Source organism: Ferdinandcohnia sp. SAFN-114, assembly GCF_059415045.1.
The window spans coordinates 25535-51744 of the sequence record NZ_JBPFDQ010000005.1 but is presented as its reverse complement, the minus strand read 5'-3'; the positions used below and the strand labels follow the sequence as shown (position 1 = coordinate 51744).

The following is a 26210-nucleotide window of genomic DNA, read 5'->3' as shown; positions in this document are numbered from 1 at the left end:
GTTTTTTATATCGTTGACTTCCGCTTCAGGTGGACGCTTTCCGCGGGCCTGGCTTGAGCCTCCTCAACGAAATGTGGAGGCGGCTTGCACAGAAACGAGAAAATTTGGCCACTCCGACAAAGAGGCGTAATTTGCCTCTGAAGGAGGAGTTGAAATTTCTCGAGTTTCTAGCCGCTGAAACTGGAAAAGTCGCTGCCGCTCCTGCGGGGTCTCAAGTCTCACGCTTTTCCCGCTGGACATTGAATTTGCTTTATTGAAATAACCCACGCACGAAGAAAATGTGAATACATTTTCGAGGAGTCGCCACCTTACTCTCCAATCAACTAGTTTTGCCTTTATTATCAGAAAGCGACAATCTTTTAGAAAAGAGGCTTTACCTTTGAAGGCTTATTAGTTTTAAATATGGACCACATCTTGAAAAAAAAGCGTCCTTCAATTTTGAAGAAACGCTTGCTTAGCTGGAATATTTACGAATCAGCTAATCCTAGAGTCACTTTATTATTCTCAAATTTTCTAGATTGAGAAATCAGTTTTCGTTAATAAAGTTCACTGAATACATGATCAAGATTGTTAAATTCTTTAAGATCTGATTCTTGTGGATTGTCTGATTCTACCGTCCACTTATTATCTACTGGAGCTAACTCACCCTCATTATTTTTTTGAAAAGGCAGGTGAACATGATAGGTTTTACCAGCTTTTCGAGTTGTATATCCAAGATAGTAGCGATTATCTTGTCCTTCTTCTTCGAAAATACCTATATTTTCAATTTCATACTTATCTAAATATGGTTGGAAGGATTGCTGTAATTCGTTTATTATTTTTTCACGAGATAGATAATCCACTTAATTTCTCCCTTTCAACTGTTTTTTCCGTAATGTCACACACTTTCTCTCATGTAATTGCTCTATGACTTATTCTTTTTTGATAAATGAAGTGATTTTGTATTTTTCACCTATGCTTTCATAGTTAACACATGGACCAACTAATTCAATGATATAAAAAATGTCCTTATGCCTCTTGGGACTTTAAATGTTTTTATCATTATTTCTTTCTTCTTATTAATTCATCTCTATCTGAAGCCATTGGGGGCTGTTCTAACCATCCATTTTTAATCATGATATTAGCTCCATCCTCAGCATATAATTGAACTTCTAAGGAAAGCCTGTTATACATGGTGCTAAGATCACCTCTAGGGCTTTGACTTATAGCTGTACCGTAATAGCCTACACTCAAAGTAATTAATCCGGATGTTAAAAACATCATTAATTTATCAGAAAATGTATGTGCAGTACTATTTGTTATTTCTGAATCCCATCCCATTGGTGCAGGAAGCTTACTTTCCTCTAACTTACTTCTAAATAATTTAATATGTTTATTCCCAATTTCTAATCCTTTTAGGAAGAATTGTTTGACGTCCTTATTTTCTGCAACCTGACTAAATCCAGTAAGTGTCGCAACTCCCAAAGCGTTTCTTTGGAGATTTGAGAATAAATTGGCTACTTCAGCAGCGGTTAATGGTCTTTTTTCGCCAACCACATCTAACATAAACCATTGCTTTTTCACAAATTCAACCTTCTCTAAATTAGGCAAACTCGGAGGCCTGACCAACAAACCTTTTGACAATAATAAATCGGTTGACAATTTATATAATTGCATCGTTTCACTCAGGCATTCCATGTAATAGGCTTTAATGTCATCTCTTACAGATGCTGCCAAACTACCAGCATAGGATGTAAGTCCAACCTTAGACATTTGGTTTATAAAATTAAGTACAAAACTGTCTGAATAAAGTCTAGGAGCACTTACATCTACATCTTCTTTTAAACTAAAACCACATGGAACAACATTTTTTTCCTCTGATAATATGGCGGTGATTTTTTGAATATGTGCTTGTGATAACTCTAAAGAAAATTTAATGATTGGTCTAATCTCATCATCTTCCGCTTTTTCTAAAAAATGCGAAAGGACACACACGCTTGCGCTATCATTTAAATACTGAATCCAAAGTTGAGCAATTTCACCTGCTGTTAGCCTGATCTGACTTCCCTTTCCCTCCATAAGTAACCTCCAAAAAAGTTATACTAAACACTAACTTCCCCATAAATTACTAGTCGTATGTATACATCCTACATATAAAAAAAACACTGGATGATTGATTTTAACCATTAGTCCAGTGTTTTTTCTAAACGCTATAAATAATATCCTACAACACTAAATACATTCAGTTTTCCATTGTAATCTATTATTTAACCGATACATTTTCTAATTTACAAATTAACTTATAATATCCCAATAAAACAAGGATTAGTATAGGAACAACAATGGAATCATACCACAACTTCCACCATCCAAGATGGAAATATCCCCAAGGTTCCGGAAGTAGTGTAAGTCCTTCGTAAATGAGAACACCTATTGTCCAACAAGTTATATAAATAACCTTTTTGAAAAGATTAGAGTTAAATGGAAACCAACTTAGAAGCAATATGTTTATTGGAGGAATTAATACAATATGAGGAAGAACTCCTAACCAATCTACACCTTTATCAAAATACCAGTACCCTTAGTACTTAAATTCAATAATCACATCAAAGGTAACCTGAAAGGCAATTGTAAATGACCATATACTAATACTTCGGTGCAACGGAATTTTATTTTTTTTATAGGCAACATAATTAAAGGTGAGAATCGAAATAAAAAGTAAAAACATACATTTTTTCCTTTTTTATTTTTTATTAGATTATCCAGTACAAACTTATATATACATATCCGACTCCTACTCAACTATTTTCCTATTATCCAATGAAATGCCTACAAATGATTGTGTTGGATACTGTAATTAATCACTTTAGGTCGTATGGTATATAAGAATGTAAAAATGAATATAGTCTACTAGAATGGAGGAGTGATGAATTGTGGCAAAGATGATCATTATGTATGAGGAACCAAAGGATAAAGAGAAATTTGATAAGCATTATTTTGATGTTCATGTTCCATTAGGCAGGAAAATACCAAATATCATTAAAGATTCCGTGCATCGTGTAATGAATTCACAAGGAAGTGATTTAAATCTCTATCTGGTTACCATACTAGAATTCGAAAACATGGAAAAATTAATGGAAGCCTTTAACAGCCCAGAAGCAAAAAAAGCCGAACAAGACGGTGCAAACTTCTTCCAATACCTACACAAACCACCCATCATCACTATCGTGGAATAGGGTCGCAGGGACAGATCCCTCGTCCCAGTCCGACGGTCAATCGATGGTAGAGGTTCATTATTTTTAATACAAATTTGAGCCCACCGTAGGAAAAATTCAATCTGTGGGCTCAACATTGATTGTTTTTTCATTTCTTAAATCATTTCATACCAATATAATACCTTGTCCTTGGTTCCTCCTAAATGTTCAAGAATATTTTTCTAACATGAGACCTAGTACAAGTTCTAAGCGTCCTTGCTTAATTTCAACATGTTATACCAGTTCACTCCACCATGTTTTGATTCGGACAAGCCATGGTTAACAAGTCCTAGTTTTTCATAAAACGAAACTAATTCCTGTTTACAGGTCAAAGTAATACCTTCTCTTTCGTTCTTTTTTACTAACTCTTGCATTTTTTCTAGTAAACTCTTTGCAATTCCTTGATTTCTATTCTTTCTGGATACTGCTAATCCGAGAACACTCTGATATCCTCCACTTTCTGGGTTCGGCCTGATTTCGGTAAAAAGATCATCAGTTATATACGGTTGGTCAATAACAGGTCCATTAATATAGCCAAGTATCTCTCCTTCCTGTTCTGCCACAATAAAGCTATCCGCTATCAACCGAATTCTCTCTATAAATGCTTCTCTTGTTGCTGCCTCCTCAACCGAAAAGCCTTCATTCTCAATATGTAACAACTGTTCTAAATCTGTAGCCTGCACATTTCTCATAGTAAACATCTTGTTTGTTTCCCCTCTCCTCCATTGAAGATTCTTACATTTATTGTATACCATTCTTGAAATTTTTCATTAACCACCCAAGTAAACTATCCAAATTATTATTGTTTCACTTTGTCATTAAGAATTGCAATCTACATATGATATGGAGTGTTTATTTTTATACGAAGGGGGTTTTTAGATGAAAGTATCTGATAAGGTCATTGTTGTTACAGGTGCAGGGGGTGGGATTGGACGTGAGCTTGTTCGCCAGCTGTTAGAAAAAGGCGCAAATATCGCAGCAATCATCCACAGAAATGGGCTCGAGAAAATGCAGGCATATAAGGATATGTATGGAGACAGAATTTCAATTCACACAGCAAATATCGCAAACAGAGAGGATGTACAAAAGCTTCTCGATGAAGTCATTGCAAGTCACGGTTGCGTAGACGCGATAATTAATAATGCAGGCATCATTCAACCATTCATGAGTGTGCATGATCTTGAGTATGAACAAATCCAATGGGTAATGGATGTCAATTTTTATGGAACGCTCTATATGTGTAAATCGTTTTTACCACATCTGTTAACTAGGCCCGAAGCCCATATTGCAAATGTAGCGAGTATGGGTGGATCCCTACCGATTCCGCAACAAACAATCTATTGCGCTTCAAAAGCAGCTGTTAAGATGTTAACCGAATCCCTTCACTCGGAGCTTCGTAAAACCAATGTTGGTGTGACCCTTGTGATTCCTGGCGCGGTTGATACAGACCTCGTGGAAAAAGCCAAAGTGGAAAAAGAAGGTGCCGAAAGTTCTACCTATAAACTACTAAGCCCCATCGTCGCAGCTGCCGTCATTATTGAAGGAATGGAAACTAGAAAATACCGTGTTTTAGCCGGAAACGATTCGAAAATCATGGACATTTTATACCGCCTTAATCCGAAAAAAGCAACTGAATTGATTGCTAAAAAGATTTTATAACATAACTTCACACTAGTGTTAGTTAGCATAAGCCACTTCAACTTACTCTAAAATTTTTTTGTTACATCCTTGTTTTTCTATGCAAGAGGCTCCATTTATTTGATTTACTTAAAAATAAAAATACATCTGTTATCCATTTTGAGATAAGCCCAACGGCTATATATAGAATAAATAATAGGAAAAAATTCTCCTTTCCACCAAAACGAAACAAACCAATCCCCTGTAAGATAGGTTTTATGAAAAATCCAAATACAAGACAAAGAAGAAGTAGCCAAATATAATAATTTTTATTTTTATTAAGCGTATATTGGTACAGTAGGATATACGATACTGGTACGAAAGATGCATCTAGAGCAAAGTTTGCCGGAAGCCCAGGTAATAATTTATATGGGTAGATCCACCACCCTCTTGATACTCCAATTACATCCGTGAATGCAAAAAAGATATGTACCCCATATCCGTAAAAACCTAGTTGAAAGATTTTTCTTCGGTCTATAAAAAGAAGTAAAGCAATGAGTGGAATAATTAACATTGCCAAAACAACCCAAAACTGCCAAGTATGAAAATTGGAGTAATCGTTCCAATAATTGACCCATCTTTCACTTTGTTGAACTTCTGCTTTTCTTATTTTCTCTATCAATTCAAATTGGTTTTTGTTCACAAAAAGGCCTCCTGTTTTTGATAGTATTTTTCTATTTATATTCGTTTATTCCACCTCTAATTTAATATATTGGTGCATTTTTTCAAAGAACATACAAAACACCCGTCATCCTCTACAAGAAATGACGGGTGTAAATATTGTATTCAGATCTGTGACCCTTACTTTATACTACTAGTAATAAACATTGAGGCGTCTTGCCTCATAAAAATACGATGTCCGTGATAGAATGTCTTCATTTCGGTTGAAGTAAATCCAACTTCGGATAATAATCTTTTCAGTTCATCATGCAAAAAGCCGTTATGTACTTTTGGGTGAGATATCTGATCGTTTTTGTCAAAATCGATGATAATGAGCTTGCCGCCCTTGTTTAAAATAGTGAACAATTCTTGTAAGATTTTTTTCGTATCAGGAATATGAAGAAGAACTAGTGACATCAACACGATGTCCGCCTTAAGTTCAGGCGTTTCTTGAGTTAAATCCGCATACAATACTTTTGCATTCGATAGACCACGCTTAGCTATTTTAACTTCAGCCACGTCCAACATTTGTTTTGATGAATCTACCAACAATATCGATTCCACTAATTCTGATAGTTCTAAGCTAACTAGCCCCGTCCCGCTTCCATAGTCAATTAGTGATTTATCTTGAGCACCTAGTAATTGCGGTATTACTTCCTTCACAATTACTTTCGCTAATTCCATTCTTTCCTCTGTATCATATCTTTTTGCCATTTCTTCAAAAACGTTATTTTCCATATTCGACTCCTCTATTATAAAGTGCTAGCTACTTAGTGGCATTATAGCAAAATCAACAACTAAAGGCTCGTTTCCAACTTCGCTCGTTCAAAAAGGAACTGCTGTAGTAGTTCTTCCGTTTGTCCAAACTCATCCCCAATTCATTCAACACCCTTTACTTGTCCATTTTGAATATAAATAGAATTTTTGTTTGTCTTCCTCTAAATCCGCATAAAGTCTGAATTAGAGGAAACTTCCAGCCGAAATAAAGAACACAATCCCAATAAACGATCCTACAAACAAGATGAGCCCAGATTATTTATTAAATTCAAATCGATTGCAAAAATAGGCTTAACCGTGAAAGATTTGAAAGAGGTACTAACGAGACAAACTGCCCTTCTATTCTTCACACCGATTTTTGTGGCACTTATTCACGGAGCCGTAGCTCTAACCGCATTGTCTCACCTTTTCTTTTATGACTTAACCATCGTATCCCTAACGGTATTGGTGTATTTTTATTCATCCAATTCCTGTACTTTTCAATCGTCCGCTTTTTCTACGCAAAGCAGATCAAAACTGTTCTTTAAGCTAAACATTATAGTTGATTACACGAATTAAGTCCCCACAACCTTTGGTGAGGACTCTTTCATTTTCCTAAATAAAATAGGGTCCTATTAGATATGAATTAACTTTTGATTATTTTTTAAATCCCACTAGTATATCTAAATCAACCGTAATCTCTGAAATGCTATTTATAGATGCCCCAACATCTGTTTTTTTCGAATTCCATGAAAGTGGTGTCATATGCATTACATTATTTACTTCTTTTTGGTCCAACGTTTGTTGATAACTTAGATTAATAACTTCTTTTAAATAAAAGTGTTTCTTAAATAGCTCGACTATCTCTACATTTTTATTAGAATTATTTTCTGTGTCACCGTAAAGTGCTTTCCTTAGTTCTTTTAGATAATTTGGACGAGGGACCACTTTAATGACAAGACCGTCAGGAACCAATATTCTTTTAAACTCTTTATAATTTGAAGGGGATAAGATATTAAGAACTACATGAAAAGTTTGAGCTGCTATTGGTGAATTTGCTAAATCACCAACAATCCAACTTTGTTCTTTATATTTCTTAGCGGCCATTATTATTCCTTCCTTTGAAATATCCAGACCCACCCCTTTTAAAGCTGAAATATTACATTCATTTATAATCTTTTGTAAATGAGATCCTTCACCACATCCGGCATCAAAAAGTAATAATGGATAAATTGTAGAATTCATGTATGTGTTTATCACTTTTGAGATTTCTTTATGAATTGGTGTGTACAACTCACTTTTCATAATGATGTTCTGCCTTGCTTCAAATAAACTCTGATCATAATGACTATTTGTGGAACGCGTCATAAAGTTAACATATCCTTGTTTAGCAAAGTCGAAAGTATGCTTATTTGCACATTTTAGGCTTTTTTCATCAACCACTTTTAACGAACCTTTACAATGCGGGCATCTAAATACTTCAATCTTATCACGAAACCGGTTTACTCTTTTTGTTTTGTTATTCATGTTACTCTTCCTTTCAAAAATAAAAATCACAGGCAATCTGCCTGTGATTCAGAGTAAACGGAAGAAACCGATCCTTATTTGTCTTAGGTCAATAAGAAGTCGTCGCTAAATAAACCTCTTTAATCCTAAAGAAGATAGATAATTAGACATAAATAAAGAAAGGCAGAACAATCCGCCTTTCTCCATTACATAATATCTATTCCAGCCCTACATAGGCTAGAGTAGGAGTAAATACATCGATATCAGCAAAACATGTATTTACCTATAAAATGAAGATTATTAAAAAAGGACAGACTTATCCCGTGTACTCTGGTTTCACAAACAGAGCCTTTGAACGTATTAAATTACTGGTTCAAAGATGGGAATCGAAGTCTCATATAATGTGTCATTTTTTAATAATCCTCCTAAACTTTAAATTACATTACTAATTATAGATAATTAGTACATAGAAGTCAAAAATATGATAGTTTAATAACTTCTAAAAACAAGGGATAATCAATCCCTTCTTGCTTGTTTCGGCGTGTTAAAAATATAACGACATAACAGTAGAGATGTTGAAAGTAATATAAAAACCACCTTAATTACTTAAAGGTGGCTAATACTCTTAATCTATTTACCGCTATTTTTTATTGGAGACTCGACTTTCTCCCAATTTGTAGGACCTTCACCACTTGGTAAATATTTTTTCCAATATTCACCAGTCTTCTTATCGAAAATGATGATATTATTCTCGTTTGCAGGCACAAGTTCATATCTATATTCATTGTTAGTACTATCTACATTTGAAGTTTCCTTACCAAATGCAGACATAAAAAATAAGCCTAATATTGTGAAACCTACTATAATTGCTAAACCAATAATTATGGATGAACTATTTTTCATCTTCTACCTCCATTTCCAGTTTATATGATTGATAATATACCTTTTAGAAACAACAAACTTTGCGAAAACAGCCTTTATTTATTACCTTCGTCGTTCAATCCGATTAAAAATCGAATAAGAAATACCTAAAATCATACCTATTAGGAAAGCGATAAAGAAACCAAATATGCCTTGAAAACCAACCCAACCAGTTGTAAATGTCAGAAAAAATAATACATAACAAAAACCTAGCAGGATGATGGCAATAGGAAAGTTAAATGGAAACAAACGCTTCCACCCTTTTGCTAATAATACAGAACTGATTAGTAAAGCAATTACGGTGAACATTTGTATGGATCCCCATCGGAATTCTACACGAGACTGCGCCTCCTCACCAAATGCAGGTATATTTAGAAGCTTATACATTGAGAAAGATGCAGTAATAATTCCTGTCAAAACTACAAGTATGAAAATCGTCCAGTTTATTGCTTTAAGGTAATTATTGCTGTTCATTTAATCCCTCCTTATTTATTTTATTAGACATTGCATGAAAAAATATCGGTTCTTTTACTAATAATTGATGAATGCTCTAATCGTTATTTGAAATATCTGTAATTGTTTGATAACTTCTATAACAAAGCCCTTAATCCTTTTTAAATCAATACTCTTTAAATATAATTAAAAATCTTTATAATGAATGATTTGGGAGAGAAAATACCTAATTCCTTTTGTGATGTAAAATAAATAAAAAAATGATTTCCAAACTAGGAAACCATTTTTGTAGTTGACCATATTGTGTTACCAAATCGTTTTTCTCTTTTATGAAAAGAAGAGAAGCAATATTATTTGCTTACCTAAAACAATGAAAGCCCTACCTCTCTTTCATCCTTACGGCTCCTTGTCCGTGCCAGTGTGAATCAGGATCGCAAAAAAATCGAGTGCAGTATTATCGAGTTATTTGTAGCATTATAGTTCGTAAAAGTAATTTAAATAATAAAAATGGATTAAATTGCAGAAATAAAAAAAGAGGTTAATGCTCTAAAGGTGAGTTGGAGAAGTTGAATGTCTTTGAAAGATTTACTTTCAAAAGGAAACATATTCCCAAAAAAACAGGATATTTTCGGGAGTTGTAATACATTATTTTAATTAAACATTAACAGAAACTTTTTATTTGTTTTTCAGTAATTCCTTTAATTAATTCCAATTCGTTCATCAAAAATTCACGTGCGTTTAGTAACATCTTTTTTTCACTTGCATTTAGTTCTTTTTCTTTCTTCATACGCATTAAATCACGTACGACTTCAGCACATTCTTCTATTTTACCCGTTTTTATTTTGTCCGTGTTCACTTTATACCTTTGCTTCCACATTTGAAATCTGTCTGTTTCTCCATGCTGAAAAATGTGTATGATGTGTGTTAATGCATTTATGTCAGTAACATGGCGTATTTTTAAATTCAAGGTCTTACCTGTTGGAATCATGACTTGCATATTACCTATTAACATTTTTATAACATAATACTGTTGTTTTTCCCCTGAGATTTCCTTATCTTCTATGGCTTTAATTATACCTACTCCGTGCATTGGATAAACTATTTTATCGCCAATTTGAAACAAATAACCCACCTCCATATATGGTAACCTTCTTAACCTTAACACACATAGATTTTTTAATCAAATTTTTAATAATATCATAATTTTATTTTACCTGTCAACTGATTCTCCTTAAAAAAATCACAAAAAAAGACACAATACGATCGTGTCGAATTACCAATTGAGGGAAGGTTAATTTTCTCGCATTTATTCTGAAACTCTATTAACCCAAATATTCTTAATCTATAAAAACCTTACTGCGCAAGTAACAGAAAAAGCGACTGCCTAATTCAGTAATGGCAACCATTAGTTTATTTTTTAAATGGCATAAATAATGAAGGATTTAATTCTTCACTTTCAATAGCAATAGCGGTTAATCCTGTATCCGTTTTGGTTTCATGCCATTCATCTTTCTCCCAAAAAACAGCGTCTCCCGCTTGAACTTTGATATATTCTTCTTTTTCACCACGTACATCCCCTTCCCCATTTAAGATTAAAAGAAGTTGTGGTACTACTGCTTGATGATAGCCTATAATTCCGTTTTCTTCTAAGTACATGTAACCTACATGAGTTGCTTTTTCAGTTTGAATAATACGGGACATCACAAAATCCGAATTGAACTTTGATATTTTCATACCACTATCTTTACTAAACTTAAAAATTTCCATTATGTACCTCCAGAATTTATTTTCCCATTCAATAAATGTTACATATAGTAAGTACTGTTATATTAACCTCAAAATAAGCAATAATCCTTTAGTATGATCACTATGTTTACTTAAAATCTACCTTTACACAATTTATGTATTGCTCAATATATCCTCTATACTCAACTGTTAATCTACTTGGTAGATTATTAAGTGAAAAATATTGCATTTCTTCAGATTCGCTATAATCTATCTTCAATTCTCCACTGCTATCTTTCGTATAATAAACAGCTGTTACTGAATATAATTCATCCCCATTTGACACTTTAAAATAATGGTCAGAACCAGAGAAAACATTAAGTAATTTTAGGTTTTCAACTACTAAGCCTGTTTCTTCGAAAACCTCTCTTTTTGCCACTTCTTCAAAACTTTCACCTAAATCCATTAGGCCTCCTGGTAATCCCCAATATCCATCTTTTCTTTTTTGCAATAACACTTCATTCTGTTGATTTATAATGATAACAACCGAACCAGGTAAAATAATAGGTTTATGGCCTACATACAGTCTCAGATATTTATAATATTCCATATCATAATCCTCCAAAAGACTGGTTGAATTAATCAAATTGCAGATACTCTAATACATTACCAAATGGGTCTCTGAAACTAATATATTTTCCCGGAGGACATTTTGTTGGTTCTTCAACAATGAAATCAACTTTATGTTCTTTTAACAGATCAACTGTATGATGAATGTCTTCCGTTTTTAATCCTAAAACTACTCCTGAAGGTTTAGGATTATTAATATATGATGCCTCTTCTGATTCTTCTAATACGATGGGTAGATCTCCTTGAACGAGTGTTACAATTTTAGGACCATATTTTTTATTAACTTCAAAGCCTAAAACTATGGTGTAAAAGTCAATTGCCTCCTGAATATTAGGAACATAAATCCCAATAACACAAACCTGACTCATCATTACTCCTCCATTTATTCTCGATTTATTTATTCATTAACAATAATTCCACCTAGTACCATAATTCACCTGCTATATTACTAATTTTTCTTTTTTCAACTAAACTCACCCCATTTATTAAAAAAGAACGACAAAAATTTCAAAAAAATAGTGCCTTAATCCTTCTCGGATTAACGCACCTATTCGTTTAAAATTCGACTTCAAGTAAACTTACATTTGTAAGTTAAATAAGGATGAATCAACCAATAAATTGCCTTAATAGCTGGTTAAACTTTTCACGTTCTTCCCAGAAAGCACCATGACCACTGTAATGAAACGGAACAAGCTGTGCGTTTTTTATTTTTTGACTTAGTTCCTGAGCTTGTGCAAATGGAATCACTTTGTCATGAACACCATGAACAATTAAAGTAGGGACAAATATTTTTTTTAAGTCTGCATAAAGCGTTTCATCTCTTAATGTAATAATGATCGCTGCTGTTGACCAGCCTGCTGCTTCTAAGCCCATTTGAAAAAACCACTCAGAGAATGGACTTGTTATATATTGAAAGAAAAAGCTTTCTGTCACTTCTCTCATCATCTTAGGACGGTCATTTAGCCCTTGAGTAAGGAATTTTGTCGCAGTTTCTGTGGTAAAGCCTACAGGAGCTGCAGCATCAACTAGGACAAGCTTAGATACCCCGTTACCATTATGTCGGGATATATACCGAATCGCAATTGCTCCGCCCGTAGAATGACCAACAAGAGTAAAATTGTCTAATTGAAGGACATCAACTACTGTACGTATGTCATCGGCCAAACGGTCAAAATTGTATCCACTTATTGGCTTATCCGACTTTCCGAAACCTCTCCAGTCAATTCCGATACAGCGGTAACCCATGAAAGGCAGAACATCAAATTGATACTCAAACTGTCTATGGCTTAACGGCCAACCATGCAGAAATACGATTGTCTTGCTGCCTTCAGGATTAATATCTTCAATATATAATTTTACACCTGATTCCACAGTAACGTAATAACCCACACTTGATTCCCCCTAAAAAAGCTATACGAATAAGATATTCATCTGGGTAAACATAGGTGAATACCTACCTATTCGCTATTCGCTTGTCAATCGTCGGAGATAAATGAAGAGTATAATTGAAAAAAAATAAGCGATAATCCTTTTGGACTATCGCTACCCGTTACTCTATACAATTGTTTACTACGTTGCCTTCGTAATTTTATAATTTTTATGATTGACTATAGTTGAAATTGGTTCGTCTTTTTCTTCATTGTAACCATACTCAACAATAACAGAATTTTCTCGTACAACCGTAACTGTTCCTTTATAACTTTGCCCATCACGATTAAATGAAATATTGTCCCCGATTTTAGCAGTTGCCATATTAACACCTCCGAACTTATTATTTTCAGTAAGGATAAAAAAATGCAGCAACAATTAAGAATAAGTTTTATCAATTATAGCAATACCCTGATTCAAAAAACTCAGCTTCATTAAAACACAAATCTTATTGTAGCCATACAGACAACTCCTACAATAACTGTAACTGATAAGCTCTTTGTCCATATAGCTACAATGAGAGTTGGTATAATTGCTGCAAGAACTCTCCAGTCAATTGAAAGTAATGATTCATCTTCAATAATAAAGCTATCAACGATCAGTGCGGTAAAAATACAAATAGGGATAAATGAAAGCCATTTGATTACAACTTTGGGAAGTCCTATTTTCCTTATAACAATGAATGGAACAACTCTCGGAATAAAAGTGACAATCGCACTACCTAATATGATTAATAATATCGATACATTCAAACTCATTTGTCCTTCACCACCCCAATCGTCGCAACAATTATGGTCGATAATAGAATCGCAATGTAGGAAGGCATAAACATACAGAGTACCAACATCGAGAGTACAACATAGGTAATAAGCAATAGATAAAACTTCAATTTACTATGTTCCATACTCTCTAATTGTAAAACAAGTAATGCTAGAAACATCGCCGTTAATGAAAAATCCAATCCTAAAACTTCCGGATTTGAAATCCATTTTCCGAAAACAGCACCTAATGTACATGACAAAATCCAGAAAAAATAAGCTGTTAGATTCAATCCATTCATCCAACTTGCATTAATCATTTCTCTTTTTGCAATCTTATTGGCCGCAACTCCGAATGATTCATCTGTTAAAAGGGTTCCAATCCCAATATTTTTTAAAAGAGAATAATTTTTAAAGCTCGGTGCTATCGTCATACTTAATAAAAAATGACGTAAATTCACAATAAAAGTTGTAAATACAATGACTGAAAAAGGGCTTCCTGATACAAGTAGAGCACAAATGATAAATTGTGCTGCACCAGCGTAGACTAAGATCGATAATAAAGCAACTTCTAATATACTTAGATTGGACGCTGCCCCAACTATGCCCATCGCAATTCCTATACTGATGTACCCAATTAAAGTTGGAACGCAGTCTTTTACTCCTTGAGAAAATGATGGGAGATTTTTTTCAAACGTTATTTCATTTGCTAATTGGTTCAACGTTACACCACCTTATGTATGCTATAGTAAACACGTGTCTGTTATGATGTTTAAATGTATGTTATAATGAATAGAAAAAAGAGTCAAGGAGTTTTTTAATGGAATTCATTCAAGAGGTTATTGCGAATAATCTTGCCAATTTGAGAAAAAAGCGAGGACTGAGCTTAGATAACGTGTCAGAACTAACTGGGGTTAGCAAAGCAATGTTAGCCCAAATTGAAAATGGAAAATCAAATCCAACTGTCACCACTCTTTGGAAAATTGCAAACGGATTGCAAGTTTCTTTTTCAGGATTTTTAAAGGAAAATGAAAAACCACAAATTGAAAAAATAAAATTGAATGAACTTAATCCAGTCATTGATGATGATGGAAATTATTTCGTGTATTCAATCTTCCCTTTTCATCCAGAAAAAAAGTTTGAAATATTCGCTGTAGACTTAAAACCTGGTTTTAAACATGTAGCTGAAAAGCATACAGGTGAGGAGTATGTACTATTACAACGTGGAACGCTTACTCTGGAAATTCATGGGGAGAAGTTTGAGTTAAATCCTGACGAAACAATTAAATTTAATGCGAATACTGAACACATTTATATTAATTCTTCAGAAGAACTGGTCCGATTCTATACAATTATCTATTATCCCGACTGACTTGGATGTAATTCTGGTTAAAATTGATAAAAGTTGCGTATCGTCTACGCAACTCTATTTCAACTGGTGCTTCGATAGTTTAAAAATTCAACAAAAAAGGCACTTTTCCTTTTGAAGGATCCGTACCCGCTAGTTAAAATGTGCTGTTACAAAAAAGCAAAACCATCGCACAATTAGAATAGTTTTTTCTTTGTCAATAAACCCTGTAAAGTTGTATGGTAAAATAGATCAACTAATGGTTCAAAGAAACTTGAGAGGTGTTTCATTTTTAAAGGAACTTTGAATTTAATAATAAAAAAAATAGTTGAAAACAAAGATAGGAATAACGTAAATAAAGGGCGTGTCGTAAATAAATGACTGTACAAATACATCTTAACGTACAAGAATCCTGACCAAAAAACATTCCAGCCGTGTCCATAAAGAATTAGGTGTTTTTTCTGAATACAGTATTCAACCGCAAAGCTTACTGTAATCCATCGTAAATAGTAGATTAATTGCTCAAACCGCCCACTAGGCATCTTGCTCAAAAATACAAGTACTACTAACGGAGTTACAATAATTATATGTACCATTCTTATTAAGAACCAGTTTATGCCGTTAGGAATAAATTCCCAAACAAGATGTCTTCTACATAGAAAATAATATAGTGCATTAAGTGAACTAACATATACCATATTTTTATAGTACTTTGGAATATCACGCCAAGATTTACTAAAGATAGTTAACAATATTATGCTAAACACCAAAATGACGTGCATATTTGTATTTTTTCGTTTCTTTCGCATTTTACCCCTCACTCAATGATTAATCTCAGTAAGAGTTTATCCCAAAATTTTACATTTTATTTGTTATTTCTTTAAATCCAGAGTTGCTAAGTCCTTGATTACCATAACAATCCATTAAAATAAACCTTTAACAAAATAATTTAATAATCTATCAAGAGAAGTAATTTCGGCAAATGGTTCTATTTCAGTTTCATTTTTAGCCATTAAAGGATTAAACCATATTCCCTTTAAATGAGCATTTTGACACCCACCAATATCTTTTTTTATATCATCACCATGCGGCTTCTGGAGGCACATTAAGCTTATTTAATGCTAACTCAAATATGCGCTTGTCTGGTTTACTCAATCCCACTTCTTCAGAAATAATGATCATATCAAAACAACTATTTAAATGAGTGTTCATTATTTTAGCTTTTTGTCTCTGAGTTGAGCCGTTAGTTATAATTCCAACGTTAACATAATCTTTTATACGTTATGATATTTATCGTATTTTGATTTAAAGTAAAACATTGAGGAAAATGATGATTCCAAAAATCTTGAATTTCGTTACGTGGTAATCTATATTTTGGTGTAAATTCATCAAAAAATGATTCAAAAACAATAGTTTTATCACCATAGCCATAACTTCTTTTATCATATTCTTTAAATTTTGTTAACATTTCGTTTCGGGCAATATTTTTAACATCCTCATAATACTTTTCTAAGATCAGTAAAAACATGTTATCTACAGCTTTATCCCTATTAAGTAAGGTATCATCTAAATCAAAAAGCATTGCCTGATAACGTGTCAAACCTATTTACATCTTCCCCTTTATATATAAATAAGACAACTACAACAAACTTTTAAACCTTTAATTTTGGCATCTATAGCTATTTGTTTAGCTAAACTTCATATCTTTCGTCTTATATTTTGAATCAATAGATAACCTCATTATGTAAAACACTATAAAGTAAGACAAAAGTTCACAGAAACTAGGTTTCGTTTATGTGCCTCAATTCTATTAATATCAAATTTTAAATAGTGCTCACCTTTTTAAGTCATATTGCTCCGTTCTTTTTATAATTTCAACAAAAAATGCATTAATCCTTCTAGAAGCACAAACAACAAAAAGCGCCGGCCATCAATGACCGACACTATTTTCACATCAATATTAATTTAATCCTTGTATCACAAGAGTTTTTGCTGGTAAAAAGTCTTCACCTGTATCAAGGTATGTCACATTCACGGTATCATCTGCCTGTAAATAGATCGCCTTTGGGCTATTTTCAGATGAGATCACGTAACTTTTGTTATTATCTAATAAAAAGTAAACAATCGTAGCATTTTCTCCCTTTTCCTTATAAACCCGGACAACTTTCCCGCTCACTTGTTTTTCTGCTGCTTCCGATGTTCCGTCAACCGTTCCTCCGCCACGTTGTAAGGCTGTTTTATACAGCTTTAACGCTTCATTTGGCGTATTACCGTACACGGAAATTTCCGGATTAGCAGCTGAAACGATAAAATAGTTCTGTAAAAATCCATTCGCATCCAGTACTGGAGTTAACCAGCTTGCCTCTCCATAAAAGTTATAGAGAATAGGCATTTCACCGTCCCATTTCTTTTCTATGAATTTCTTTTCAATAATTTGAAGAGCACCTTGTGAATCCATATATGATTCTTGTAAGTTACCCGTATAATAAGTGGCCTCTCCCGTTCTTGAATTCGTGAGGGAGTAACCAAGCATCGAGTCAACGCCTTCTTTCGGACTAGTAAAATCAGTGAAATAATACATATCCCCATTTTCATCAAAAATCGGACTTACATTTGCTTCCGTCCCCTCATCTGATGGAAGTTTTACGTCAGATTTTCCAAACTTGCTGTTCCAAAAACCATTCACATAATTTCCATAATAGCTATTTTGCAAGCTAACCACTTCTGGAGATACAGCTCCATCAATAAATGAAGGAACATCAGCTAAAGCATACATGTCTGTTTTACCTGAAGCTGGGTCTACGAGGACGATTCCTTCTACTTCAAAACCATTTCGTGCCGAAATAAATTCCCCATATGAGCGAATATAAAAGGGCTTCCCTTCCTCGTCGATTTCCAATTGAGGTTCCCCATAAAAGATCATATTTGGATATTTCATTCGCATATGGCGTTCAAGATTTTTATGAAAATAAGAAGATGGCGTATAAGACATTTCTGTCTTCACAAACTTTGGATTATCAGTAGAATCCGTAGCACTAATCGTGAAGTATCCAGGTGTCGTATCCCCTTTCCACCACTTGAAAAAGCCCGAAAATTCGATAGGCGCTATATACACATACTTGTTGTTTACCTTTTGGATTTGCAAGTTTCCTAACTCATAATAACTTGTATCTGGAACTTGACCAAAGGCCTTTTTCATTTTATTTCGCGCAAACTGTGGTGGCACACTTGCCGGTGTTTTTGTTTCATCAAACACTTCAATCTCCGTTTCCTGCGCCATGCTGGCAATTTCATATTTCTCATCCGCATTAATGAGGAAAGCCGTTCCTAAATAAATACAAAAGAGAAGACTGCCTACAAATAATGCTCCCTTTACAACTCTTTCAATCCCGGTTGCAAAGAATGCGCCAGCAGCGGTAACAAGAAGGGCTAATAGCCAAACTGAAGGAAAATTACGATCAAGATTCGTCAAATAGAAATAAAGAAATATAAGAGTGGTAAATAAAACCGAGCTTAACACGAGAAGGCCAGTTTGGGGTTTAGCCTTTTTCTCCTTTTCCTTCGTGTTCGTATTTCTTAAAAATGGAAAGAGGATAAGTGTTGAAGCCAATCCTATAATAACTGAAAATAATAATATTGATTCCATATAGACTCCTTTCAAATATTCATTACTATCTATACGAATAACTAAATAAAAAGTTTCTTTTTTCCACTCACTTAAAATGGTTTACGTATGCTTTTAGATAGATGCGCAGTATGATGTCTTTCACAAAATATTAAAAGAGACCAAAAGTGTTATTAATATCTATTTGCATATGGTTTATTAATAAAAGTTCGACAAAAACATACGCAAAATAGAATTGCGTATGCTTTTTCATAGATTGGCAATATGATTCCATTCATGACATCCAAAAAAAGGTAAAAATGATATTAAAAGAGGCCAAAAATGTAATTAGTATCCATTTATGTATTTTTTTTTATTAAAAATGCGATAAAGACATACGTAAAAATGAAATGCGTATGCTTTTTCATAGATTGTCAGTATGAAACAATTCGCAAACTCCAAAAAAAGGAAACGCAATCTATATTTCCTTAATACAATACGGTGGTTAACCGACCTCCCTCTTTCATAAACGTTAAAGAATTCAACTTATTTTTCTTCACACCTGATTTTTTCATACTGAAGTTTATTTATTCTTCTTTTGGATACTGTATTTAATAGGATTTGATTAAACCTATTTAATATCCTCTGGGGGAATTATCATGAAAAAGAAATTTTTACTTTTTATTAATGTGATTATTACAGTTCTATTGCTTATTGGATGTGCTCCGCCCAAAGAAGAATCCGATAATAAATCAAAGATTCACACTCAAAATGATAAAAACAGTGAAAAGAATATCAAATTAAAAGTGGGTGATGAAGAAGACGATAAGAAAGAAAAGGAAAAAAATAAGTAGACTAGGCTAGGGGAATTTTCCCCTCATTTTTTCAACGCTATCAATAGTATCAAGAAATGTTCATTATAAAAGAGGTGCAATTAGATATTGGAGAACTTTCCTACTATCCATACAAACGTTTGGGATGCTCTTATTTCAGTACCATTAGTCGTTATCTTGACTCAAATTTGTAAGTGGCTTCTACCAATTCGTAAGGCTTTTATTCCTACTGTTGCAAATGTGATCGGCTTAATTATTTCGATTTTTTTCGCTCATCGCCATCACCTTTTGGAGGGAATATTTATGGGCTTTTTCTATGGTAATGCAGCTGTCGGGGTTTATGCCTCTTTAAAAACCCAAATAAAAGCTTACAGACAAACAGAAAAATAGGGTGATATTATATGCTATTTATTTATCATGATTTCGGTGGTACCCATTCCACATCGCTAGCAGCTGCTTATCATCTTAAAATCTTCAATGACCCTACGAGGATTTTAGAAAAAGATGAGATATTAGCAGTCCCTTATTTTAACAAACTTAAGAAAAAAGATGCAGGAAAATTCATTTTCCATGGTGAAGATGATGAGGGGAATCGTGTGTATACACTTGGAAGACGTTCATCAAAACTCGTCCTCCCTTCTCTTTATCACTTCAGTGAGATCATCGTAAATCGCTATAATACTAATGAGGAAATTATTTTTTCGAATACTTCACCCGTTGTCCCTTTTGCGATGACAATGGGCGGTTTTTTCTCGAGAGGACTAGGAATTAACTCGATAGGTGTTCCACTCCTAGTCAAAGGGGCGCAACAAAGTTGTCTTCATATTTCACAACTAGTTGAAGAAACAAAAGAAATCGCAAAACATGCAAACGAACAAATTATTTCAATTGACAACAAAAAGTTTCAGGCGTAAGAAACACCTCTTTTTCTTCGGAAATATACATTATTAAAACCATACGCTGATGTAGCGTATGGTTTGTTTTTCAATACAAATCAATCTCATTTAAACTATATGGATTATATAGTTGATATTTATTTTTCCCTTGTTGTTTTGCCTGGTACATAGCCATATCAGCACGGTTAATTAATTCGGTAGCATTTAGACCGTGTTGTGGATATAGGGCTATTCCTATACTTGATGTGACTCTAACTCTTTTTCCAAGTATAATGATTGGAGAATTGAAACTCTCAATGATACGATTTGCAACCAATGTACTCTCTTCTTGATTTGCACTATCCAGCAAGACCATAAACTCGTCTCCAGCTAACCTTGCCACAATACCTTTATCTGCTACACATTTCTTAAAATAATCACTAACTTGTTTTAAAAGGATATCCCCTCCATCGTGACCAAGGGTGTCATTCACTTGCTTAAAGCCATCCAAGTCAATAAACATTACCCCAAACATTTTATTCTCTTTTTCAGAAGACTTTAACAATCGGGTGAGTTGATCCATGAAGGCTCTTCGATTAGGTAAACCCGTTAATGCATCTTCATATGCTAATCGCGTTACATTTTCAATTTCGCTCTTCTGTATCGTTATATCTCTTGCTATTAGTTCTCGTGCCAAATGTCCTTTAAAATCAATCATAGTCGATTTAAATTCTAAATCCACTACGGCCCCATCCACTCTCTTTATTTTCACTTGCTCATTAAATTCACTATTGGGGAATTGATCTAAGTGCTTTTTTAGATTTATTATGAGTTCTTTTGAATCCTGATGAACAAACTCACTTATGTCCCGATTGATTAGTTCATTTGTTGAATTCGAACCAAGTAAGTTTGCACCACTTTCATTAATAAAGAGGATTTCCCCTTTATCATGAATTATGATAGCTTCAGGAGATAATTGGACTAAACGTTTATACTGTTCTTCTTCCTCTTGTGTTTTACTAATAATTTTCTTACCTGTTAACAAAGCCCAAAACATTAACGAAACTTCTAATATAGGGCTGAAAAAATCCACCATTAATTCAAATATTCCCTCATCTTCAAGATGTAATATACTTATGATTGTATTATCCAAAAAATCAAATATTGAAATTAACATAATTAATATTGAGATTATAATGATCCTTTTAGCAAACAGTTCCATTTATTAACTCCCTTCGATTGTCGGGCCAATAGAAAAAACACCATTCATTAATCAGCATTTTTCCATTGAAGTCTTATGTGAAGTACTAACATTATAACCTCAGTAATAAAAACGAGTCGACTACCAATGATTCCTATATTTATTCCTAATTTCATATTTAAACTAGGAATAGCTTCCTACTTTTTCGATGAACTGTTCCTTTTATAATTTAGCTTTAACAAAATGATAATCCTACATAATAATAGAGAAGGAATGTTATATACTTTAACTTTTTATACCTAAATGAGGATGGATAACTTTTCTAATTATTCTACGGAAAGTCATTCTAGTACTGCGATACGTTTCCTATTTCTCTAGGAAACAGGTGTTAGGGTAAGGGTTGGTCTAACAATGGATTAGAAAAAAATTTGTGAAAACATAGTCAAAAAAAACCGATTTCCACATTGGAAAATCGGCCGTTTGATTGTATAAAGTTGTATGTGTGCTGCAAAATTCAACTAAAACGATTATAGTATTTCGATATATCCCTCTGTTCCATGCACGCGAATTCGTTGCCCATCTTTAATTCTATTAGTAGCATTCTCAACTCCTACCACTGCTGGTAATCCGTATTCTCGTGCAATAACGGCTCCATGTGTCATCAACCCACCGACTTCAGTTACTAGGCCTTTGATGGATACAAACAAAGGTGTCCAGCTAGGGTCCGTAAAAGCTGTGACTAATATATCTCCATCTTCTAAATTGGCATCTTCCATATTAAGAATGACACGAGCGCGACCTTCTATTACACCTGCAGATACTGGTAAACCGATAATTGCCTTAGCTGGCAGATTCTCTCGTTTGTACTTCCCTGCTATGATTTCACCATCAGATGTAATAACACGAGGTGGTGTTAGCTTTTCATATAATTTGTACTCACCCTTTCGCTTGCTGATGATTTGGTAATCTAGTGTATTCGTGCGTACAACCTCTTGTAGTTCTTCAAAACTGAGGTAGTAGATATCTTCTTCTTCATAAATGACACCCTTTTGCACAAGTTGTTTTGCTTCTTTCATTAGAGCTTGCTTATATATGAAATAACGATTTACCATAAAATATTTTGGATATTCCCGATAACCAATAAAATTACGAATTAGGTCGATCATTCGTTTTGTTTCTTTAACCTTTTGTTCACCATCCGGTAATTGCTTCAATCGTTCTACTAATTCTTGTTCTTTTTTTAGGGCTTCCTGTTGCCCTTTTTCAAATCTCCGCTTGCCAGCTTTAGCTTCAAAGTTTTTGATATTACTTAGAATCATAGGGACTATTGTAAGTGGCTTTTCAGTCCACCTTGTCTTCGTAATATCAATTTCTCCGGCACATCGCATACCGTATTTGTTGAGAAAAGCATAGATAGCTTCTCTAGCTTTCTGTCCACCATCAAACCTTTCCAGTTCATCCATAAAGTGATTATCTTTTACATGTTGTAAATATTCAACTACTTCTGGATAAGGGCGAATCACATCTGCAACATCCATTAATGCCAAACCCATTTCCGAAGTAATGTTGTTTTGTACCGATCGAGAAAGTGTGTCTGCTACGTTTTTTTCACCTAACCACTCGTTCATTTTAGCATTGATCCATGATGATGCATGTATAGCAGTCATAAATACAGATGAACTTTGTGGGTCGAATAAAAGTTTCTTTAATACATCAATATCACTTAAAATAAAATCAAATAAATCTGATCCTGATTTCGTTTGGATGTTTTGTTTTAACTCTTCTATGGATGTTTGTCTGCGCATAATCAAATCAGAAACGATGGAAGGATTGTTTCCAACTTGTGCGTGCCTATCTGATTTGCCTTTAGTGGGACTCGGTGCATGATTATCATCTGGCAACGTTTTGATAAAATCGCCACGCTCAATAATGGTCATAATTGCGTCTTTCATGAGCGGATCGTGTTGACCCATCGCATTTAATAAATTGTTTCTACTTACAGGAGTTGCAAGTTGATGTGTGATATCAACAAACAATCTTCCACCAGCTACACGCATTGGGGCAAAAGTCGTTAATAGAAAAAAAGACAATCCCAATGGTTTAATCGGGTCGGTCATCATTTGTTGATGACCAACAGATATATAGACATGATTTTCCTCATCATTTGAACTAGGGATCGGATATAAAGTAGTGATTGGACGACTTTGCAAGATATAAAAGGTATTCTCAACTATACACCACTCAATATCTTGTGGACTTCCAAAATAAGCTTCAATCCTTCGTCCAATGCGCGCTAGTTGTAAAATCTGTTGATCAGTAAGTGTTTGTGCTTTTTGCTTTTCTGGATCGATTTGCTGAATCTCTGTTCCGCCTCCGTTTAAGACATTGCAGGACACTTTCTTCGTTGCAATCATCTTATCAACGATTTTTTCATCCTTTACTTTATAACAATCCGCAGAAACCAATCCTGAAACCAGAGCATCTCCAAGGCCAAAACTGGCATCAATTGAAAGTATCTTACGGTTAAAAGTTATGGGGTCAGCGGTAAATAATATTCCGGATGCTTGAGGGAAAACCATTCGTTGTATGATCACTGCTAGTCTCACCTGGCTGTGGTCAAATCCGTTTTGCATTCGGTAGATAACTGCACGAGTGGTAAATAAAGAGGCCCAACACTTGCTGATATAATGCAGGATTGCATCTTTGCCAATGACATTTAAATAAGTGTCTTGTTGACCTGCAAAAGAGGCATGTGGTAAATCTTCAGCAGTCGCACTAGAACGTACTGCATAAGCATGTTCATCTCCATGCTTAGAGAGGAGATAATGAGTAACATCTTCTACAAGATTGAGTGGAATCTCGACTTCCATGATAACTTGGCGAATTTTCCTGCTAACTTCAGCAATTTGATCTCGATCATCAATTTCAAGTTTTGCAAGTTTCTCTAACAAAACCCGGTATTTATTGTTTTGCTCAATGATCTGTTGATATGCCACAGTGGAGACACAAAACCCTTCTGGCACTTGTATTCCTTCCATTTTTGATAATTCACCTAAATTAAAACCTTTTCCACCAACGAGCATAAACTGTGTTTTATTCATTTCCTGAAAATCGAGAACCAATGAACTCATACAACATCTCTCCTTACTTTTCATGTCTATTGATTGTAGCAGTAGTATATGTAAAGAAAAAGTCTATAATAAAGGTTTTATAAATGTTATAATTAAAGTAGGGAGAGTACATAAAAATGCAATTAACCCTTCATTGTTGGTAAACAATCTAAAAAACGTTGCACCATTTTATGATGCAACGCTAACTATCTTTAATAATCCCCTAATTCATCTTAGCAAATGCAACCAAAAAACCCTTATCGCAAGATTAGTTGTGATATCTTCTTAAAGAAACCTACCCTTTAACTGTTTTAGGCTATTCAAATTAACAGCAAGATAACTATGAAAAAAGAACATAATTTACTTTTTTATTTTTTATTACGATTGGTGGTTTTGTATTTTTCACCTTTGCTATCATAGGTGACCCATTCACCAACTGGATCACCTTTTTCAAAATACCCTGAACGCTTTATTGTTCCATCTGAACGATACCATTCCCAATAGCCTTCAGGCGTATCTTCATTCATTTTACCCTTTGACCATATTGTTTTTCCGTTTGCATGATACTTTATTGTGTATCCATCAATTACTTCCAGTTTCTTTTCCTTTACACCATTTGGTTTTTTTAAATCACAATCTTCATTTTTCATGTCTTTCCTCCAATCATATAAAAGGCTTTTTTCTAAAAAAATGATGTAAAATCATTTAAACAGTAGCCTTTTTTCTTCTATAGTTATCCTTCCCCCACAAATACTTGATATAAATAAAAGTGAGTATTTTTTTATATTAAAAGCACCTCCTTCTGAAAGGAAAAAACGCTGCACCAAAATATGATGCAACGTTTAATTGTATTTTATTTGTATACAAGATTATACAAATCTCTGAATTAATCACCTAATTTAACTTAGCAAATGCCACTAAAGATCCCTTATCGCAAGATTGGAAACCATTTTTCTCATAAAAATGTCTTACATCTGGAGCTTCTTCAGTTAATAATACTTTTTGACGAACACTTTTATATTTCTCCAGAATCTGTTGTACCAATTGAGTAGCTATTCCTCGATTTTGATAAGCATTTAACACCAGAATATCTTGAATGTAGATAATTGTTAATCCATCCCCAATTATACGAATTAATCCAACTAAATCTTCGCCATCCCAAGCAGATACTACTTCTAACGATTGTTCAATTGCCTGTTGAAGAACATCTAAATCTTGTGTATAAGCATACCATTCTACATCATTATATAAACGTTCAACTTGTTCTCTATTTATATTTTTATTATTCTTAAAAATTATCGTCATTCATTTTTCCTCCTCAAAAATTTATTATTTTGAAGAGTTGATCCATAATTTATCCACTGTCTTATGCCTCCTTATGGAATGTTACCGGATGTTGTCATATTACTACTTCGACATTGCTTACACTATTCCTGCTTACTATTCCATTTTTAGAGTATATCCTCTTGAAACAATACACCTTGTTTAAATC

The 26210-nt window shown here is 33.9% G+C and carries 28 protein-coding genes and 3 pseudogenes; 7 read left to right on the top strand and 24 right to left on the bottom strand.

Annotation, left to right across the window (positions count from 1 at the left end; all coding sequences use genetic code 11):
• Positions 1-536: 536 nt before the first annotated feature.
• A complete protein-coding gene (locus ACR65M_RS02720) occupies positions 537-842 on the bottom strand; it encodes a DUF5634 family protein (protein WP_341331247.1) in 306 nt (101 codons plus the stop codon).
• A 199-nt stretch (positions 843-1041) separates the two neighbouring features.
• Positions 1042-2058 carry a DUF3231 family protein gene (locus ACR65M_RS02715; protein WP_440272488.1) on the bottom strand — a complete coding sequence of 339 codons (1017 nt, stop codon included), beginning with the start codon at positions 2056-2058 and terminating at the stop codon, positions 1042-1044.
• An 863-nt stretch (positions 2059-2921) separates the two neighbouring features.
• Between ACR65M_RS02715 and ACR65M_RS02710 the strand changes: the two genes are divergently transcribed.
• The gene (locus ACR65M_RS02710) at positions 2922-3215 is read left to right on the top strand and encodes an EthD family reductase (RefSeq protein WP_440272503.1); all 294 of its coding nucleotides are present in this window, start codon (positions 2922-2924) and stop codon (positions 3213-3215) included.
• Between the two features lie 224 nt (positions 3216-3439).
• Here the strand turns inward: ACR65M_RS02710 and ACR65M_RS02705 are convergent, their stop codons facing one another.
• Positions 3440-3934, bottom strand: a complete 495-nt coding sequence (locus ACR65M_RS02705; protein WP_440272487.1) for a GNAT family N-acetyltransferase — start codon at positions 3932-3934, stop codon at positions 3440-3442.
• 178 nt (positions 3935-4112) lie between these two features.
• On the opposite strand from ACR65M_RS02705, the gene ACR65M_RS02700 reads away from it, so the two are divergent.
• Entirely contained in the window at positions 4113-4892 is a 780-nt protein-coding gene (locus ACR65M_RS02700; RefSeq protein WP_440272486.1) for an SDR family NAD(P)-dependent oxidoreductase, read from the top strand.
• A 61-nt stretch (positions 4893-4953) separates the two neighbouring features.
• On the opposite strand, the gene ACR65M_RS02695 is transcribed toward ACR65M_RS02700, so the two are convergent.
• The 3 genes and pseudogenes from ACR65M_RS02695 to ACR65M_RS02685 form a co-directional block, all read right to left on the bottom strand.
• Positions 4954-5553: a CBO0543 family protein gene (locus ACR65M_RS02695; protein ID WP_440272485.1), complete on the bottom strand. Its 600-nt coding sequence runs from the start codon at positions 5551-5553 to the stop codon at positions 4954-4956.
• Positions 5554-5711: 158 nt separating this feature from the next.
• Entirely contained in the window at positions 5712-6308 is a 597-nt protein-coding gene (locus ACR65M_RS02690) for a class I SAM-dependent methyltransferase (RefSeq protein ID WP_440272484.1), read from the bottom strand.
• Positions 6309-6533: 225 nt separating this feature from the next.
• Positions 6534-6602 (bottom strand): annotated as a pseudogene (locus ACR65M_RS02685) (ABC transporter permease); the annotation flags it as partial.
• 9 nt (positions 6603-6611) lie between these two features.
• On the opposite strand from ACR65M_RS02685, the pseudogene ACR65M_RS02680 reads away from it, so the two are divergent.
• Positions 6612-6874: pseudogene (locus tag ACR65M_RS02680) on the top strand (ABC transporter permease); the annotation flags it as partial.
• A 109-nt stretch (positions 6875-6983) separates the two neighbouring features.
• Here ACR65M_RS02680 and ACR65M_RS02675 read toward each other — a convergent pair.
• From ACR65M_RS02675 to ACR65M_RS02620, 12 genes are all read right to left on the bottom strand, one after another.
• Positions 6984-7853, bottom strand: coding sequence for a putative RNA methyltransferase (locus tag ACR65M_RS02675; protein ID WP_440272483.1), 870 nt, complete (start codon positions 7851-7853; stop codon positions 6984-6986).
• A gap of 344 nt (positions 7854-8197) precedes the next feature.
• On the bottom strand, positions 8198-8242 hold the full coding sequence (locus ACR65M_RS02670; protein ID WP_121448126.1) for an erythromycin resistance leader peptide: 45 nt from the start codon (positions 8240-8242) through the stop codon (positions 8198-8200).
• Between the two features lie 220 nt (positions 8243-8462).
• Positions 8463-8735: a hypothetical protein gene (locus ACR65M_RS02665; protein ID WP_121448068.1), complete on the bottom strand. Its 273-nt coding sequence runs from the start codon at positions 8733-8735 to the stop codon at positions 8463-8465.
• A gap of 81 nt (positions 8736-8816) precedes the next feature.
• Complete coding sequence (locus tag ACR65M_RS02660) at positions 8817-9227, bottom strand: RND transporter (RefSeq protein WP_440272482.1); 411 nt, start codon at positions 9225-9227, stop codon at positions 8817-8819.
• Between the two features lie 640 nt (positions 9228-9867).
• Positions 9868-10344 carry a CarD family transcriptional regulator gene (locus tag ACR65M_RS02655; RefSeq protein WP_341331239.1) on the bottom strand — a complete coding sequence of 159 codons (477 nt, stop codon included), beginning with the start codon at positions 10342-10344 and terminating at the stop codon, positions 9868-9870.
• Between the two features lie 272 nt (positions 10345-10616).
• Complete coding sequence (locus tag ACR65M_RS02650) at positions 10617-10973, bottom strand: cupin domain-containing protein (protein ID WP_341331238.1); 357 nt, start codon at positions 10971-10973, stop codon at positions 10617-10619.
• A gap of 106 nt (positions 10974-11079) precedes the next feature.
• Positions 11080-11541, bottom strand: coding sequence for an NUDIX hydrolase (locus tag ACR65M_RS02645; RefSeq protein WP_440272481.1), 462 nt, complete (start codon positions 11539-11541; stop codon positions 11080-11082).
• Between the two features lie 28 nt (positions 11542-11569).
• The gene (locus ACR65M_RS02640) at positions 11570-11929 is read right to left on the bottom strand and encodes a VOC family protein (RefSeq protein ID WP_341331236.1); all 360 of its coding nucleotides are present in this window, start codon (positions 11927-11929) and stop codon (positions 11570-11572) included.
• A gap of 238 nt (positions 11930-12167) precedes the next feature.
• On the bottom strand, positions 12168-12950 hold the full coding sequence (locus tag ACR65M_RS02635) for an alpha/beta fold hydrolase (protein WP_440272480.1): 783 nt from the start codon (positions 12948-12950) through the stop codon (positions 12168-12170).
• A 180-nt stretch (positions 12951-13130) separates the two neighbouring features.
• Complete coding sequence (locus tag ACR65M_RS02630; protein WP_121448074.1) at positions 13131-13313, bottom strand: DUF2187 family protein; 183 nt, start codon at positions 13311-13313, stop codon at positions 13131-13133.
• A gap of 110 nt (positions 13314-13423) precedes the next feature.
• A complete protein-coding gene (locus ACR65M_RS02625) occupies positions 13424-13747 on the bottom strand; it encodes an AzlD domain-containing protein (protein WP_121448075.1) in 324 nt (107 codons plus the stop codon).
• Positions 13744-14469 carry an AzlC family ABC transporter permease gene (locus tag ACR65M_RS02620; RefSeq protein WP_121448076.1) on the bottom strand — a complete coding sequence of 242 codons (726 nt, stop codon included), beginning with the start codon at positions 14467-14469 and terminating at the stop codon, positions 13744-13746. The genes ACR65M_RS02625 and ACR65M_RS02620 overlap by 4 nt, the downstream gene beginning before the upstream one ends.
• A 98-nt stretch (positions 14470-14567) precedes the next feature.
• Between ACR65M_RS02620 and ACR65M_RS02615 the strand changes: the two genes are divergently transcribed.
• The gene (locus tag ACR65M_RS02615; RefSeq protein WP_121448077.1) at positions 14568-15119 is read left to right on the top strand and encodes a helix-turn-helix domain-containing protein; all 552 of its coding nucleotides are present in this window, start codon (positions 14568-14570) and stop codon (positions 15117-15119) included.
• Between the two features lie 899 nt (positions 15120-16018).
• Here the strand turns inward: ACR65M_RS02615 and ACR65M_RS02610 are convergent.
• Positions 16019-16677, bottom strand: a pseudogene (locus ACR65M_RS02610) (HAD family hydrolase).
• Between the two features lie 378 nt (positions 16678-17055).
• Entirely contained in the window at positions 17056-18741 is a 1686-nt protein-coding gene (locus ACR65M_RS02605; protein WP_440272479.1) for an MFS transporter, read from the bottom strand.
• Positions 18742-19358: 617 nt separating this feature from the next.
• Between ACR65M_RS02605 and ACR65M_RS02600 the strand changes: the two genes are divergently transcribed.
• From ACR65M_RS02600 to ACR65M_RS02590, 3 genes are all read left to right on the top strand, one after another.
• On the top strand, positions 19359-19553 hold the full coding sequence (locus ACR65M_RS02600; RefSeq protein WP_440272478.1) for a hypothetical protein: 195 nt from the start codon (positions 19359-19361) through the stop codon (positions 19551-19553).
• Between the two features lie 87 nt (positions 19554-19640).
• The gene (locus tag ACR65M_RS02595) at positions 19641-19922 is read left to right on the top strand and encodes a hypothetical protein (RefSeq protein ID WP_341331231.1); all 282 of its coding nucleotides are present in this window, start codon (positions 19641-19643) and stop codon (positions 19920-19922) included.
• A gap of 11 nt (positions 19923-19933) precedes the next feature.
• Positions 19934-20446, top strand: coding sequence for a DUF3189 family protein (locus tag ACR65M_RS02590; RefSeq protein ID WP_341331230.1), 513 nt, complete (start codon positions 19934-19936; stop codon positions 20444-20446).
• Positions 20447-20516: 70 nt separating this feature from the next.
• On the opposite strand, the gene ACR65M_RS02585 is transcribed toward ACR65M_RS02590, so the two are convergent.
• The 4 genes from ACR65M_RS02585 to ACR65M_RS02570 all read right to left on the bottom strand — a co-directional run bounded on the left by ACR65M_RS02585 (position 20517) and on the right by ACR65M_RS02570 (position 26023).
• On the bottom strand, positions 20517-21629 hold the full coding sequence (locus ACR65M_RS02585) for a diguanylate cyclase domain-containing protein (RefSeq protein WP_440272477.1): 1113 nt from the start codon (positions 21627-21629) through the stop codon (positions 20517-20519).
• 506 nt (positions 21630-22135) lie between these two features.
• Positions 22136-24739: a phosphoenolpyruvate synthase gene (gene ppsA / locus ACR65M_RS02580; protein ID WP_440272476.1), complete on the bottom strand. Its 2604-nt coding sequence runs from the start codon at positions 24737-24739 to the stop codon at positions 22136-22138.
• Between the two features lie 347 nt (positions 24740-25086).
• A complete protein-coding gene (locus ACR65M_RS02575) occupies positions 25087-25368 on the bottom strand; it encodes a toxin-antitoxin system YwqK family antitoxin (RefSeq protein ID WP_440272475.1) in 282 nt (93 codons plus the stop codon).
• 244 nt (positions 25369-25612) lie between these two features.
• Positions 25613-26023 carry a GNAT family N-acetyltransferase gene (locus ACR65M_RS02570; protein ID WP_440272474.1) on the bottom strand — a complete coding sequence of 137 codons (411 nt, stop codon included), beginning with the start codon at positions 26021-26023 and terminating at the stop codon, positions 25613-25615.
• Positions 26024-26210: the final 187 nt, after the last annotated feature.